This window comes from Arthrobacter sp. 01T419 (genome assembly GCF_056398865.1).
Genome location: NZ_JBFTQF010000004.1, coordinates 221,762 through 237,590, shown reverse-complemented (window position 1 = coordinate 237,590; position 15,829 = coordinate 221,762). Strand labels below are relative to the sequence as shown.

The following is a 15,829-nucleotide window of genomic DNA, read 5'->3' as shown; positions in this document are numbered from 1 at the left end:
ACTGAGAGCCCTACCAACAACAACACCAGGGAAGAAGAGGAACCACCCATGACAATGACAACCGAGCAGGCAGTTTGGTTTGCGGGGACATTCGAGAAGCTCGTTGCCAACGTCGGGCAGGCCGTGCTGGGCAAGTCGCACGTTATCCGGCTGACCTTCACGGCCATGTTGGCCGAAGGGCATGTGCTTTTCGAGGATGCGCCCGGCACCGGAAAGACGTCCCTGGCGCGTGCCCTCGCGGCCACAGTGCAGGGTTCACACAACCGCATCCAGTTCACGCCGGACCTGCTGCCGTCGGACGTGACCGGCGTGACCATCTATGACCAGAAGACGCAGAAGTTCGAGTTCCACAAGGGTCCGATCTTCAGCAACATCGTGCTGGCGGACGAAATCAACCGTGCATCACCCAAGACCCAGTCCGCCTTGCTTGAGGTCATGGAAGAATCCAGGGTCACGGTGGATGGCACTACCTACGAGGCAGGCCGCCCTTTCATGGTGATGGCCACGCAGAACCCCATCGAGCAGGCCGGTACCTACCGCTTGCCCGAGGCCCAGCTGGACCGCTTCCTCATCAAGACCTCCATCGGCTACCCGGATCACGCCTCCACGGTCCAGTTGCTGGGCGGAAGCAACCTCAAGGATCGCTCCAAAGACCTGTCGCCCCTTATCACCACCCAGGCAATTGCGGACATGGCGGATCTCGCAGCCACAACGCACATTGATACCGCCGTGCTGGAATACATCTCCAGGCTGTGCGAGGAAACCCGCAACGCGCCCGAGACCCGGTTGGGTGTCTCGGTCCGGGGGGCGCTCGCCATGGTGCGGGCAGCGAAGGTATGGGCCGCGGGCCAAGGCCGGAACTTCGTCCTGCCGGACGACATCAAGGAACTCGCCAGCGTGGTCTGGACCCACCGGTTCGTGATGGACCCGGAAGCGGAGTTCTCGGGTGCAACACCGGAAGCCATCCTGAACCGGGTCCTGGCGGACGTTGCCGCTCCCCAGCAGCGCGCCAGCGCCTGAACCAGCAACCCAGAGCACCGGCACCACGAACAAAGGTCTTTATATGTCCACCGGCAAACCCTTTCAACGGGCTGCTGCACTACTCAAACGTCCTGCGGCGAAGCTGCGGGGCAAGGCGAAAGCCGGCCAGCTTAAACCGACCCAGTCAAAAAACACGCCGTCTAAACTCCACCCGGCCGCCGTCTGGGCAGAGGCCACCCAAGCAGGCGGTGAGTTGCTTGGTCCGGCATGGGAAAAGGCTTCTGGCTTCTGGCTGCGCTTCGTGTGGCCCGTGTTGTCCGTTGTCAGCGTCCTGGGGTGGCTGGTGCTGTCGGCGTCGCTTGCCTTGTGGATCGCGGGACAATCGTGGGGCTGGCAGGAAGCAAAATCGGCGGCGCTTGTGGCCTTCTTGCTCTTCATTTTCGCCGTGGCCTTCATCGCGGGGCGCTCGTCCTACGGGGTGATTCTGGACCTGGCGAGGACCCGTGTTGCGGTGGGTGACGACGCCGTCGGAAGTATTGCGGTCTCCAATACGTCGGCGCGGCCGCTGCTGCCGGCAGATCTCGAACTCCCCGTGGGTAGCAACACCGCTGTGTTCCACTTGCCTCGCATGAAACCGGCCCAGGTTCACGAAGACCTGTTCACCATTCCCACGGCACGCCGCGCCGTAATCGTCGTGGGACCGGTCCGCTCGGTACGGGCCGACCCGCTTCACCTCCTACGCCGGCGTGTTCTCTGGACCAGACCCGTGGACCTGTTCGTGCACCCGAAAACCACCCCGCTCGCCGGATCGGCTGCCGGGTTCATCCGTGACCTCGAAGGCATGCCCACCACCGAGTTGTCCAGTGCCGACGTCTCGTTCCATGCCTTGCGCGACTATGTGCCAGGGGACGACCGCCGGCATATCCACTGGAAGACCACGGCACGCACCAACAAGCTCATGGTCCGGCAATTCGAGGAGACGCGCCGGGCCCACCTCGCCATTTCCCTGTCCATCAATACGGATGAATACGCTTCCGACGCCGAATTCGAGTTGGCCATCTCGGTTGCGGCGTCGATTGGACGCCAGGCCATCCGGGAACAACGCGAACTGGACGTTCTGACCCAGAAAGGTCCGTTGCGCTGCGAAACCGGCCGCAATCTGTTGGATGACATGACCAGGATCGTGGGCGCACCCACACGCAGGACCGCCGTCGACCTCGCTCGGACGCTGTCCGACACCGTGCCGAACGCATCGGTGGTGTTCTTCGTGGTGGGGAGCCATGTGAGTCCCACGCAATTGCGGTCCGCAGCAGCCTCCGTCCCACCGGGCGTTCGCAGCCTCGCGGTGCGGGTCCAATCGCGAGCCGCGCCCGCACGGGCAAATATTGCCGATCTGACCGTCCTGACCGTCGGCGACCTTGACGATCTTGCCTTGGTCCTTCGAAAGGCGGCCGCATGAGTTCCGCACCACCTGTCAGCTCCAGGACCCGTGCCAAAACTCCGGCCGCTGAGTCAGCCTTCGCAGACGGCCGTCCGCTCTGGCATTTCGCCGTCGACGCCGGTGCCTTGCTCTTATTGCTGTGCCTCGGGGTGTTGGGATTCAGCCTGAGTTTCGGCGGAGACCCGCACTACTTGCTGGCCGGGATCGGCGGGATCGTCCTGGGGCTCGGAATCGCGGCAGCCAACGCGCACCTCCGCCTAGGCATCGTGATCACGGCTGCGCTTGCTTTTGGTGCGTACATGGTCCTTGGTACCGCGCTCGCGGTGCCGGATGCCGCGCTTGCCGGAGTCGTGCCGAGCCTGGATTCCCTGCGCACCCTGCTTCTTGGCGTGGTGTTCTCCTGGAAGGACATGCTCACGGTGGGTGTCCCAGTGGGCACCGCCGGCGGCATGCTGATCGTTCCGTTCCTCAGTTCCCTGATTGCCGCCCTTGGCGCCGGACTGCTGGCTTGGCGGCTCAAAAGCCCGTACTGGCCGCTGCTGCCCGTACTCGCCTTGTTCGTCACCGGCATCTTGTTCAGCACGAGCGCAGGCTTCCTGAACGTGGAACGCGGCGTGGCCCTGACCATCGTGGCGATTGCCTGGGCGACTTTCCGTCGTGACGTTTTGCGCCGCAGGGACACGCGCTCGGTGTCTGCCAATCGACCTGGTTCTGCCAACCGTCTCGGCCCGGACGCCGGAGCGGCGCGCCGTGGCCGGATCCGCCGTCTGGGGACGGCAGCGACGGTGATCGCGGCCGCCGTCGGGATCACCGCCGTCGCTTCCCCCCTGGTCACGGCGAGCGATGACCGCAAGGTCCTGCGGAACAGCATCGTCCCGCCCTTCGACCCGCGTGAATACATCACCCCGTTGGCGAGTTTCCGCAACTTCGTCAAGGACAAGAAAGACGATGACCTTTTCAGCGTCAAAGGCCTCCCCAAGGACGGCCGGGTGCGTCTTGCGGCCCTGGATGCCTTCAACGGCATCAACTACAACATTGATCCGAACGGCTCAGGCAGCTTCAGCAGGGTAGGAGACGCCCGTTCGCTGAACACCCTGGCCGACACCGGAGCAGTGGGCACTGGGAGCGCATACACGCTGGATATCGCCATCGAGGACTACGAGGGCTTCTTTGTCCCGGGCGGCTTCCACACCACGGGGATCAGCTTTGCCAATGGTTCGCCCGCCGGATCCGGGCTGTATTTCAACTCCGGCACCGACACCGCTGTCACCACCAAAGGCCTTGCCAAAGGTGATGCGTACTCGGTGCAGGTTTCCGATCCTGGCAAGCTGGAGCATGGCCAGCTGACCCAGTACGACTTCGCAAAGATCAGCCTGCCAGCTCCCGAAGAGGTTCCGCCGGTGGTGGGTTCCCAGGCGAACGGACTCTCCGCCGACGCGCCGACCGCAATAGACCGGGTACGCCAGATCGAAGCACACTTCCAGAAATCCGGTGCCTTCAGCAACGGGCTGGTGTCCGACGGACAGCTTCCCAGTCTTCCGGGGCACGGCGCTGCCCGGATCCGGAGCCTGCTCACCGCGAAGCAAATGCTCGGCGACGACGAACAGTATTCTGTCGCGATGTCCCTCATGCTGCGCCACCTCGGTATTCCATCGCGCGTTGTGATGGGCTTCTACCCGGACCCCAAGAGCACGGAGAATGGTGCCAGCCAGGTCCAGATCAAGGGCAAGGACGTGCACGCCTGGGTGGAGGTGGCCTTCGACCGGGTGGGGTGGATTGCCTTCGATCCCACCCCTCCGAAGGACAACGTCCCCATTCCGCCGGATCCGCAGAACAAATCCAAGCCCAAACCGCAGGTGCTCCAGCCGCCGCCCCCGCCGCAGGAGCCTGCCCAGCTTCCTCCGGATTCCTCCCCGGACGCCTTGGACTCCGACGACAAGAAGAACAACCCCTGGCTGTTCTGGGGACCGTTGCTCGCTGCGATCGGCACCGCGTTGCTCCCCCTGGGCATCCTTGCCTTGCCATTGATGTTGATCCTGTTCTTGAAATCCCGACGCCGGAAGGGCCGCATGAGCGCAGGTGACGCTGCCCAGCGTGTCGGGGGAGGCTGGAGCGAAGTGGTCAGCCTGGCCACCGATATGGGCGCCGCGATTGACGGGAGGTCGACGCGAAGGGAATCGGCCTCCGTGATAGCTGGCGCTTTCCCGGAAACGGGAGCTAGCACAACGATTCTCGCCCACCGTGCCGACGCGGCGATCTTCGGGGCTGGACAGCCAGACGAGGACGAAGTGAAGGACTACTGGACCATCGTGGATTCTTCGCTCAACGACATCACAGGCAGCGTGGGGTTCTGGAAACGGCAGCAGGCCCGCTTCTCACCACGGTCCCTCCTCGCGGAAGCTCGGCTTGCCCTGCGCCAGGGCGGCCTGCGCCAAGGCTCCGCGCGCCAGGCCTCCGTGGGCGATGCCTCCGCTCGCGAGGGCAAGGTGAAGCCATGACCAGCGAAATCGAGCAATGCCCGGCTTGCCGCAAGACAGTTCCTCCAGGCGCGGCGTACTGCACGCATTGCGGCTCTCCGCTCAGCAATCGGGGCGCCAGGACCGGACGCAACATTGACCAGTCCCACAAAACCGTGGTGGATCGGGGCACCGGGCAGGCGCCACATCATGCCGGTAGGATCGCCATAGCGCCCGCAGCGGCAGGTCCTCAAGGGCCGTCATTGCCGCCAGGGCCTGGGGGAGGGACAACCATGAACGCCAAACTGGAGCTTGTGCCGGCTTCCGCGGGCAAGCGGCTGGGAGCCGCCGTGTTTGACTGGCTTGGGCCGGCGGTGGTGCTGGGCATTGCCTTTGGAGTCGGCTTCGCAGGCATCACGCAGAGCCGCAGCAATGGGTTCATTGTCTACGACACCGGCCTTCTCGTGCTTTTGGGCAGCATCGCATTGGGCGTGACGATCGTGTACACCTGCGTCCTTTTGGGCCTCGAAGCCCATAGTGGTACCACCATCGGCAACGGCCTCATGGGCATCCGCAGCACTGATACTGACGGGTACGCACCCGGCGCCGGCGTCGTCTTTGTCCGCGGCATCATCACCGGCGGGATGCTGCTGCTCGCTGCACTGGCTTCCGCCGTCCTGTTGCTCCTGGGCTGGTTAGGCGTCGCTGTGCTCTTGCTGGTTCCTCTGCTGGCTCTCGCGGCCGCATGGGCTGTTGTTGTGGTGGTTTCCAACACGTGGGACAAGGACGGCAAGGCGCGCGGCTGGCAGGACAAGGCAGCGAAATCCCTCGTCTTCGACATCTCGGCCGGCCGCAACCCGGTGGTGACCGGGGGGATCCAGGGCCCCTACAGTTTCGCTCCCGTGGAATTGCCCCCCGTCCAGCACGTTTCCTCTCCGGCGGCCGTCCCCCACACCAACCCGGCAACGTCTCCGCCGTTGCGGCCGCAGGCTGTTCCGGCGCAGGGAAGCACAGCGCCGTTGCCGCCGCACAATCCGAATCAATGGCAGCCTCCAGCGGCCGTCCGCCCCCTGTCCGGCATGGCCCAGCATCCGGACGACGACGCCGACCGCACCCAGCTGCGGCCCGACGCCCAGATGCCGCAAGCGCGCGCCGTACTGCGGATCCGGATGGACGACGGCCAGGACCTCCAAGTAGCCAACTCGGCCTTGGTGGGCCGGAACCTGGCAGCCATGGCTGGCGAAACAGTCGCGCAACTCATCGCTGTCGCCGATCCTGGGCGTTCCATTTCCAAGACGCACCTCCACCTGCGGGGCGATGGAGACGGCGTATGGATCACCGACCGCAATTCCACCAACGGAAGCGCGGTGACCACGCCGGACGGCGTCCAAACCCGGCTGCTTCCGGGCGAGCCTCTCTATATCCGCCCTGGTTCCACGGTTCATTTCGGTGACCGCACTTTTCACCTAGGACAAGCATGAACGCAAAGCCGGCAGCTTCCCCCGCAACCGCCCCAGAGTCCGGATTTGCCTTGAGCTATGGCTACGGCACAGATCGCGGACTCAGACGGGAACTCAATGAGGACTCGTTCATCGCCTCGGACCCCGTGTTTGCCGTGGCGGATGGCATGGGTGGACATGAGGCTGGCGAGATCGCGAGCGGGCTCTGCGTACGCACGCTTGGCAGCATGCCTCAATTGGCCACGGGGGTCCGTTCGGCGACGGCGGTTGAGTTGCAGGACTGCATCTTGGCCGCTGATTCCCGGATCCGTAGTGCAACCGGTGCCAGGGCCGGGACCACACTGTCCGGAGTCGTCGTCGTCGAGCAAATGGGCGTTCCGTACTGGCTGGTCATGAACATTGGTGATTCGCGGACGTATCGGCTGAGCCAAGGTGATTTCACCCAGATCAGCGTGGACCATTCGGAGGTCCAGGAGCTTGTGGAAGCCGGCAGCATTACGCACGAAGAGGCCACCGTACATCCACGCCGCCATGTAGTGACCCGGGCACTGGGCACCGGGGACGAGACCGAAGCGGACTTCTGGTTGCTGCCCATCCAGGAAGGGGACCGGATCCTGATCTGCTCGGACGGGCTTAACGGGGAACTGAGCGATGAGCACATGTTCCGTATCCTCAGCACAGTGGGACACCCGCAAGACGCGGTGGATGCCCTGATCCAAGCGGCGCTGCGCAGCGGCGGACGGGACAACGTCACCGCGGTCATCGTGGACGCCAAGAACGTGTTGAACGACGCCGGAGTGGCCACCACCGCGCCCCGTCCGGCAATCGACGCCGAAGACGAGAACACGCTCCCGCGGCAAGGCAACGGGGACGGCGGCAATGGCGGAAAATAGCTACATTCCCGGTGAATGGTTTGGAATCGTCCGTGCCGGCACCGTCGTGCTGCTGGGGCCCGGAACCCGGCCGGAGCTGGTGGGTTCGCTGTGGTCCCTTCTTGAACAGTCTCCCGAAGCCCACGAGGTCTTGAATGAGGTCACTGGCAGTTTTGGGGTTTCACTCACGCGTATTCCTCCCTTCGGCATTATCGATGTCAAGGACTCGCTGCGCGTTTTTCTTCGAGGAGACCTTGAACTCAGCGTTGCCTTCCCTTCCGGCGGGCAAAGTTTCCACGGCCGCGAAGTCACCACCTGGACCGAACGCAGGCTGGATGTGCCGCGAGGGTACCGGCTGGCGCTTGGTTCTTCGAGAGTATCGAGCACAGCGGTGGAACTTCCCTTAGCTGAGGGCGTCGTCATGCTCTCAGCGTTGGCCGTCACGGTGGGCGGCCCGTCCCAAGGTCCCGGCGCACCTGCAGCCACCGATCCCGTCTTGGTGTTCCAGGACGACGATCCAGGGTTGACCATAGCGCCCGGGCAGCCGCTACCCGGAAGGGTCCGGCCCGTTCCGGGCCCCCTGGACCTGGAGCCGGAACCAGTTCAAGAGGCAGCCAACAAGCCAGCCCACGACGGCGGTGCTACTGAGGCGGAGACTGCGTCAGCTCCCAGCGAGGTTCCGGTGCACACGGAAACCACCGACGAACTGGTCCACAACATTGAAACAACCAGCAGCTACGACCACCTCTGGGAAAAGACCGTCATCCGGAACATCGAGGATGCCGCCGTCAGGCTGGAGCCCGTGGCAGAGCATGAGGAAGCACGGCTCCCCACACAGGAGCGGGACCAGGCTGAACCCCAGTCCGGACCTGAACCCCAGGACGCATCTCCTGCACCCCAGGACGCATCTCCGGCACCCGCCGTCGCACTTCAAAGCCCTTACCCACCCGCACAGGTGGCCGCCTCGGTCCCCGGCAGCGGCACCACCGACACCGGAAATGGCTTCGTAGACTCCGGCCTCATAGACTCCGTGCCGTGGGCTGTGGGATCTCCCAGTGAAGGGGCGCAGCGGCAGGCCGCACCACAGCAATCGTGGCTACCTCCCTCGCCCGGCCCCGTCCCGGAATCGCTGCCCGAAGGCGATGCAGGGAGAGGCGGTTGCGGGGGAGACGGTTCCGAGGACAACCACCCGCTGGACAGCGATCATGACGGCCAAACCATCATGAAGCCCGGCCTCGCGCCACTCCCCGCAGACCCTGCCGAACCGGCCCGGCATATGGCGCCCGCGAGTGGCCCCATGGTGCTCGCCAAGGTGTGCCAGGACGGCCACGCCAATCCGCCCACCTACTCCCAATGTGCTGGCTGTGGCCTGGGACTCCCCGGCGACGGAGTCCAGGTCCCGCGTCCGCGGCTTGGCCGGATGCGCTTGTCCAGTGGTGAATTGATTGACCTGGACCAATCTCTCATCATTGGGCGTCAGCCGTCCGTATCGCGGGTCCAAGGCGGCGCCATGCCGCGGTTGGTCCAAGTGGACAGCCCCGGAGGGGACATCTCCCGCTCCCACGTGGAGGTCCGGCTGGAAGGTTGGCACGTCATGCTGTGCGATCTGAAAGCAACTAACGGCACCACGTTGATCCGTGAAGGCCAGGCCCCGCGACGCCTGGCCCAGAACGAGATGGCCATCCTCCTGGACGGCGACATCGCTGAGCTGGGAGACAACATTTCATTGCGTTTCGAGGAGATCCTGTGAGTTCCAAGCGGCCTGCCGCACCGCCGCCGTCCCTTCCGGGGTACAAATACATCAGCCTGCTTGGTTCCGGCGGTTTCTCCGATGTCTACCTTTACGAGCAGGACCGGCCCCGCCGCAGAGTGGCCGTGAAGGTACTGTTGTCCGATCTCAAGACCGAGGGCGCCCGCCGACGCTTCGAGTCCGAGGCCAACCTTATGGCGCAGCTGTCCTCGCACCCGTACATCGTGACGATCTTCGAGGCGCAGAGCACCGAGACCGGTCATTCCTACCTGGCGATGGAGTACTGCTCCCGGCCCAGCCTCGACGTCCGTTACCGCCGCCAGCGATTCAGCGTTGACGAGGTCCTGGCGGTGGGAATCCAGGTGGCGTCCGCTGTCGAAACCGCACACCGCGCTGGAATCGTGCACCGGGACATCAAGCCAGCCAATATCCTGGTGACTGACTACAACCGTCCCGCGCTGACGGACTTCGGCATCTCCGGCACCATTGGCGCGGACGCGGATGATGACGCCGGCATGTCCATTCCGTGGTCCCCGCCCGAACAATTCCGCGGCGGTCCTGTCGCTGGCGTGCCCGTCGACGTGTGGGCGCTGGGTGCGACCCTGTACACGCTGCTTGCCGGACGCTCTCCCTACGTCATGCCGGGACAGGACAATTCCCAGCGGGAACTCATTGCCCGCATCACCAACACGCCCGTTCCACGGCTTGGCCGCGCCGATGTCCCGGAATCGCTGGAGCTCGTCCTCTCCACGGCCATGGCCAAGTCTCCGGGGTCACGCTATTCGTCGGCGCACGCTTTCGCCCTTGCGCTGCAACGCATCCAGGCTGAGCTGAACCTCTCGGTGACGCCGTTCGAGGTCCTCGAGGAACCGGGCCACGGCGAGGAAACGCACCCCGATGACACTGTTGAGGAGACTCGGGTCCGCAGCATCGCCTCGATCGACCCCGACGGCGGGGGGACCGCGTCGACGGCGACCGCGCCGACTTTTCCGGCACGAACTTTCCCCACCGTCGGGAAGGGAGCAGAGGGCGCCGCGCCGGCCCAGCCGGCCGCGGCTCCGCGGGTTCCGGAGGAGCAATCCGAGGCCACGGTTTTGCGTGGTTGGGCGCCCGCGGCACCGGGTTTTACCGACCCTGGGCAGCGTGCGGTGCCCCGCGAAACAGTTGACGACGGCGACGTCGCGGCCACCGTCAACCGGCCCGCCTACGCGGAGGACATCCCGGACGAAGAACCGCCCGCCGACCACCGAAAACGCAATCTCTGGCTTGCCGCCGCCGGTGCAGCGGTGCTGGTGGTCGCCGCCGTCGTCGGGATCGCGCTGGGCAGCACTGCGCAGCCAAAGGCCCTTGAGACGGGGCCGTCACACAAGCCAGCCGACGCCGTGGACACCGCGGAAGTCCCGGGTGTGACGGGGTTGAAAGGCCAGCGCACGGCGGCGGGCAAGGTTGCTTTCACGTGGACCAATCCACAGCCGAAGGCCGGCGACACCTACAAAGTCCAGCTTCTCACGGACAGCCCCAAGAGCGAGTTCCAGTCCGTGAAGGCTCCATCGGTGGAGATCACGCCCGATCCCGATCCTGCCAAGCCCACGTGCGTGCGTGTCGTCATAGTGCGCGCGGACGGTGCCACATCGTCGCAAGAGGATCCTCCCAAGTGCGTCTCTTCGCAGTAGTCCGGACACGCACAACATTTTGAAAGCAGGGAGGCAGGAACCATGGGAGATCTCGCAATAGATTTCTGCGGGGAGTGGCACGAGCCATCAGACGAGGACGTCTTCAGCATCGGGCGCGAAGGTGACCTTGAAGTCGACGACAACCCGTATTTGCACCGCCGATTCCTGCAGATAGCGCGCTACGACGGCATGTGGTGGCTGAGCAACGTGGGAAGCATGTTGTCAGCTACCGTCGCCGACGGCTCGGGCGGCATGCAGGCCTGGCTGGCGCCGGGGGCGCGCATTCCGCTGGTCTTCAGCCACACGAACGTGATCTTTACGGCAGGCCCGACGACGTACGAGTTCGCCGTGCATTTGAGGACGCCCTCCTTCCGCCAGGAAGTGCGCGACGACGACTCCGCCGGGGATACGACCATCGGGCCCGTGGTCTTCACGGATTCGCAAAAGGCACTCATTGTCGCTCTCGCAGAGCCGATGCTGCGCCGCGACGGTACCGGATTCAGCGCCATCCCGTCGTCCTCTGAGGCCGCCAAGAGGCTCGGCTGGGCGCTGACCCGCTTCAACCGCAAGCTGGACAACGTCTGCGACAAACTGGACCGCGTGGGCGTCGTGGGGTTACGCGGTGGCGGCGGAAAGCTGGCCACCAATCGCCGGGCCAGGCTCGTTGAACACGCCGTCACATCGCACCTGGTGACGGCAGAGGACTTGTACTTGCTCGAAAAAATGAGGGGAGACGACGAAGGGTGAAAATCCGACTGACACTGCGGCGTGATCCAGCCGAAGCCAAGGATCTCGCCGTCACCGTCGATGGCCGGGCCACCGTGGCCGACATCGCCAGCGAACTGTGGATCGCCGACCCTGAACGCAAGGGGACGGAACCGCCTCCGAACCTCTCCTTGAGGATCGACGAAGCTTTTGTTGGCGGCGGGATGAGCGGCAAGGTGCTCGACCCTACCGGGAACCTCCTGGAGTCCGGCCTCCGGCCCGGTTCCAAAGTCTCCCTGACGCAGGTGAGCGAGGAGTTTGCGACGCCGGGAGCCAGCCGCGGCCCCGCTGCGGCGACCTTGCGTGTGCTCTCAGGGCCCGACGTCGGGAGCGAGTTTTCGCTGCCGTTCGGCACCAGCTACATTGGCCGGGACCGCGACGTCGATATTCGTTTGTCGGACCCCATGACATCGAAGCGGCATGCCCGCGTCACGGTGGCGGAGACCGTGGAGATCGTGGATACCAACTCCGCCAACGGCCTCTTGATGGAGGGATTGCCGGTGGCGCGGGCCACCCTGAATTCTTCGGACACCATCACTTTGGGCGACACCACAGTGGGAGTCGTGGCGCTGTCCCGCAACCACGGCGGCGCCCCCACCTCGCCCTTGGTCGATTTCAATCGCTCGCCGCGCGTTGTGCCCCGTTTCGAGCCGTCCAAGCGGGTAGTGCCTGCTGGCCCCAAGCGCCCTGACCATCAACCGTTCCCGTATATTATGCTCGTCGCGCCCATGCTCATGGGCGGCATCATGTTCGCCCTCACCCAGAACATCCTGTCCGTGGTGTTCATGATGATGATGCCGTTGTTCATCGTCGGACACTATGTGGACCACAAGATGCAGTCCAAACGGCAGATGAAGGAAGGCCACAAGCATTTCCGCGCTTCCATGCTGGCCTTCCGCGAGGACATTGCCGAGCTGCAGAACATCGAGCGGTCCGTCCGGCTGCAGGAATCGCCGTCGGTGAGCGACACCGTGGATGCCATCTACAAGCTTGGCCCGCTCCTGTGGACCCACCGCCCGGAACACGCGGGCTTCCTGGGGGTCCGGTTCGGACTTGGCACGGCGCCGTCGCGTATTCCCTTCGAAGAGCCGGGCAGCAATGACACCGAGCCGGAATACATGAAGGAAATCCAGGAGTGCCTGCAGCAGGTGCGGGTGGTGGACGCGGTACCGATCGTGTCGCAACTGCGCACCTCCGGCTCGTTCGGCGTCGCGGGGGAGCGGGGCCTCGCGGACGATGTTGCACGCGGCATGATGCTCCAGCTCGTTGGCCTGCATTCGCCAGCCGAATTGGTGGTCACTGCAATGACGTCGGCCCGTTCCCGCGATCACTGGGACTGGTTGCAGTGGCTTCCACACGTTGGTTCCGGCCACAGCCCCTTGGGCGGCGATCACTTGGCCGCGGGACCTGCGGCTGGATCGTCCTTGCTTTCCCGGTTGGAAGACCTGGTGGAGCAACGCGAAGCAGCGGCACGGGAACGCCGTCCCGCACTGCGGCCTGCCTTGAAGGGCGATAACAATGAGGTACCGGGACCAATCCTCCCGGCCATTCTTTTGGTCGTGGAAGATGACGCCCCGGTGGATCGCGGGCGCCTAACCCGGCTCGTTGAGCGGGGCCCGGATTCCGGGATCCACATCATGTGGGTCGCCGCCAATGTGCAGTCCTTGCCCGCGGCGTGCCGCGATTTCATGGCGGTCGACGGCGACCACGGCACCACCACTGCCCAGGTCCGGCTCGGACGGCATAACTACCCTGTGAGTTGTGAAAGCCTCGACGCAGGACTCGCCGCCCAGCTGGCCCGAATGATGTCGCCACTGGTGGATGTGGGAAAGCCCGTCGACGACGATTCCGACCTCCCGCGCGCCGTCTCCTATGCGACGCTCATCGGCAAGGATTTCCTCGACAACCCCCTTGCCGTGGCCGATCGTTGGCGGGAGAACAACTCCGTGCACGCCTCGGCCGTGCCTAACCGCAAGGACAACGGCAGCCTGCGGGCGCTAGTGGGTTCCAAAGGCGTGGAACCGTTCTACCTGGACCTCAAGAACGAAGGTCCGCACGCCCTCGTTGGTGGCACTACCGGCGCCGGCAAGTCCGAATTCCTGCAGTCCTGGGTCATGGGCATGGCCGCCGCCTACAGCCCGGACAGGGTCAATTTCCTGTTTGTGGACTACAAAGGCGGAGCCGCTTTCGCCGATTGCCTCCAGTTGCCACACACCGTTGGCTTGGTGACTGACCTTTCGCAGCACCTGGTACGGCGGGCCCTGACGTCCTTGCGTGCCGAGCTCCACTACCGCGAGCACCTGCTGAACCGAAAGAAGGCAAAGGACCTCCTGGCCCTTCAGCGCGAGGCCGATCCCGAAGCCCCGCCCTACTTGATCATCATTGTGGACGAGTTCGCTGCCCTGGCCACCGAAGTCCCCGAGTTCGTGGACGGAGTGGTGGACGTTGCCGCGCGTGGCCGGTCCCTCGGCCTGCACCTGATCCTGGCCACGCAGCGGCCCGCGGGTGTCATCAAGGACAGCCTGCGCGCCAACACCAACCTTCGGGTGGCATTGCGAATGGCTGACGAGGACGACGCTACGGATATCCTCGGCGTCCCCACGGCCGCGTACTTCGACCCCTCCATTCCCGGCCGTGGCGCTGCGAAGACAGGTCCCGGCCGGATCCAGGGCTTCCAGACCGGTTACGCAGGCGGCTGGACCACCGAGAAGCCCCAACGTCCACGCATCGACATCGTCGAAATGGCCTTCGGTTCCGGCCCGAGCTGGGAGGCTCCTGCGCCGCTGGGCGGCACCAAAGAGGAACCGGCGGGGCCCAACGACATCTCGCGAATGACCACCAACATCATCCGCGCGGCCGATACCCTCGGCATCCGGCCCCCGCGCAAGCCGTGGCTCAACGAGCTGGCAACAACCTACGATTTCTCCAAGCTGCCCAACCCGCGTTCGGACGCCCGGCTGTTGCTCGGCGTCGCCGACGACCCCGCGCACCAAGACCAGCCCACCGTGTTCTACGAGCCGGACAAGGACGGCAACATGGCCGTTTACGGAACCGGCGGCTCCGGCAAGTCGGCCGCACTGCGCGGCATCGCGATTGCCGCCGCGGTGACACCGCGAGGTGGCCCCGTTCACGTCTACGGCATCGATTGCGGTTCCTCGGGACTGAAGATGCTCGACGGTTTGCCGCATGTCGGTGAGATCATCAACGGCGACGACGTCGAACGCGTCGGGCGGCTTCTGCGCTGGTTGCGGGACCTGGCCGAGGATCGGGCGGCCCGCTTCGCGGAGGTCCGTGCATCCACGATCGTGGAGTACCGCGAGCTGGCGAAGCGTCCGGAAGAGAAGCGCGTCTTCATCCTGGTCGATGGCATGTCGGCGTTCCGGGAAGCTTACGAATACAGCCGTTTGTCTGCGCTGTGGGATATCTTCCTGCAACTGGCCACCGACGGCCGTCCCCTCGGAATCCACTTGGTTGTCAGCGGTGACAGGCCCAACTCGGTACCGGCGTCCCTCCTCGCCTCCATTCAGCGGCGACTGGTCCTCCGCCTGACATCCGAAGACGACTACCTCTCGCTGGACGCTCCCAGGGACGTGCTGAATCCGGCGTCGCCCCCTGGCCGCGGAATTCTGGGAAACCTTGAAGTGCAGCTTGCCGTGCTCGGCGGAAACTCCAACCTCGCCCTGCAAGCCCGCGAAGTCAGCAAATTGGCCCAGGCAATGCAGCGTCAGGGAGTGGAACCCGCACCCCGGATCCAAACGCTGCCCGAGCTTGTGGATCTGGACATCCTCCCTTCCGGCACGGTGGATCTGCCCGTTGTCGGAATCGACGACGAAACCCTGGATCCGGCCACGATTTCAGCCAAGGGCCCGCTTCTCCTGGCCGGACCTCCCGGTTCCGGGCGCACAGTGGCGCTCGTCAGCATGGCCTACGCCTTGCGCCGCTCCAATCCCGGGACGGAACTCGTGTACATCGGCGCGCGGCGCTCCGCGGTGGCTTCGCTGAAGATCTGGAACCGCTCCTTGGTGGGGCTGGATGCCGTCGAGGAAGCCGCGATGGATTTGGTGGAGCATTCCACCAGGAACCCGGGGACCATGGCCATCTTCATCGAAGGCCTGACCGATTTCACGGATTCGCTAGCGGAGCCGTCCATCAACAATGTGGTGACCGCTTCCATCAAGGCCGATCAGTGGGTCGTCGGTGAGTCGGAGACCTCCACCTGGTCGCAGGCGTGGTCCCTTGCCCAGCCGTTCAAGTCCGGGCGCCGGGGCCTTCTGCTCAACCCGGGCGACGTCGAAGGCGATAGCCTGCTCAACACATCGCTAGGCAGGGTCAGTCCTGAATTCATCCCGGGACGGGGCTACGTTGTTGGCCGCGGAAAGGTCAGGAAAGTGCAGATTGCCATGCCTCCTGAGAACAGGGGGTAACCGCCCG

General features: G+C 64.8%; 9 protein-coding genes. All 9 read left to right on the top strand.

Going from position 1 to position 15,829, the window contains the following annotated elements; translation table 11 throughout:
- Positions 1-48 precede the first annotated feature (48 nt).
- The 9 genes from AC1DLO_RS08875 to AC1DLO_RS08835 all read left to right on the top strand — a co-directional run bounded on the left by AC1DLO_RS08875 (position 49) and on the right by AC1DLO_RS08835 (position 15,822).
- On the top strand, positions 49-1,020 hold the full coding sequence (locus AC1DLO_RS08875; RefSeq protein WP_184736165.1) for an AAA family ATPase: 972 nt from the start codon (positions 49-51) through the stop codon (positions 1,018-1,020).
- A gap of 43 nt (positions 1,021-1,063) precedes the next feature.
- Complete coding sequence (locus AC1DLO_RS08870; RefSeq protein ID WP_476889253.1) at positions 1,064-2,440, top strand: DUF58 domain-containing protein; 1,377 nt, start codon at positions 1,064-1,066, stop codon at positions 2,438-2,440.
- Positions 2,437-4,920: a transglutaminase TgpA family protein gene (locus AC1DLO_RS08865; protein ID WP_476889252.1), complete on the top strand. Its 2,484-nt coding sequence runs from the start codon at positions 2,437-2,439 to the stop codon at positions 4,918-4,920. The genes AC1DLO_RS08870 and AC1DLO_RS08865 overlap by 4 nt, the downstream gene beginning before the upstream one ends.
- Positions 4,921-5,171: 251 nt before the next feature.
- Complete coding sequence (locus AC1DLO_RS08860; protein ID WP_476889251.1) at positions 5,172-6,359, top strand: RDD family protein; 1,188 nt, start codon at positions 5,172-5,174, stop codon at positions 6,357-6,359.
- Positions 6,356-7,231, top strand: a complete 876-nt coding sequence (locus AC1DLO_RS08855) for a PP2C family protein-serine/threonine phosphatase (protein WP_184736157.1) — start codon at positions 6,356-6,358, stop codon at positions 7,229-7,231. The genes AC1DLO_RS08860 and AC1DLO_RS08855 overlap by 4 nt, the downstream gene beginning before the upstream one ends.
- A complete protein-coding gene (locus AC1DLO_RS08850; RefSeq protein ID WP_476889250.1) occupies positions 7,218-8,960 on the top strand; it encodes an FHA domain-containing protein in 1,743 nt (580 codons plus the stop codon). The genes AC1DLO_RS08855 and AC1DLO_RS08850 overlap by 14 nt, the downstream gene beginning before the upstream one ends.
- The gene (locus AC1DLO_RS08845) at positions 8,957-10,633 is read left to right on the top strand and encodes a serine/threonine-protein kinase (RefSeq protein WP_184736152.1); all 1,677 of its coding nucleotides are present in this window, start codon (positions 8,957-8,959) and stop codon (positions 10,631-10,633) included. Before AC1DLO_RS08850 ends, AC1DLO_RS08845 begins: the two co-directional genes overlap by 4 nt.
- 42 nt (positions 10,634-10,675) lie before the next feature.
- A complete protein-coding gene (locus tag AC1DLO_RS08840; RefSeq protein ID WP_184736150.1) occupies positions 10,676-11,380 on the top strand; it encodes an FHA domain-containing protein in 705 nt (234 codons plus the stop codon).
- Positions 11,377-15,822, top strand: a complete 4,446-nt coding sequence (locus AC1DLO_RS08835) for an FtsK/SpoIIIE domain-containing protein (protein WP_476889249.1) — start codon at positions 11,377-11,379, stop codon at positions 15,820-15,822. The genes AC1DLO_RS08840 and AC1DLO_RS08835 overlap by 4 nt, the downstream gene beginning before the upstream one ends.
- Positions 15,823-15,829: the final 7 nt, after the last annotated feature.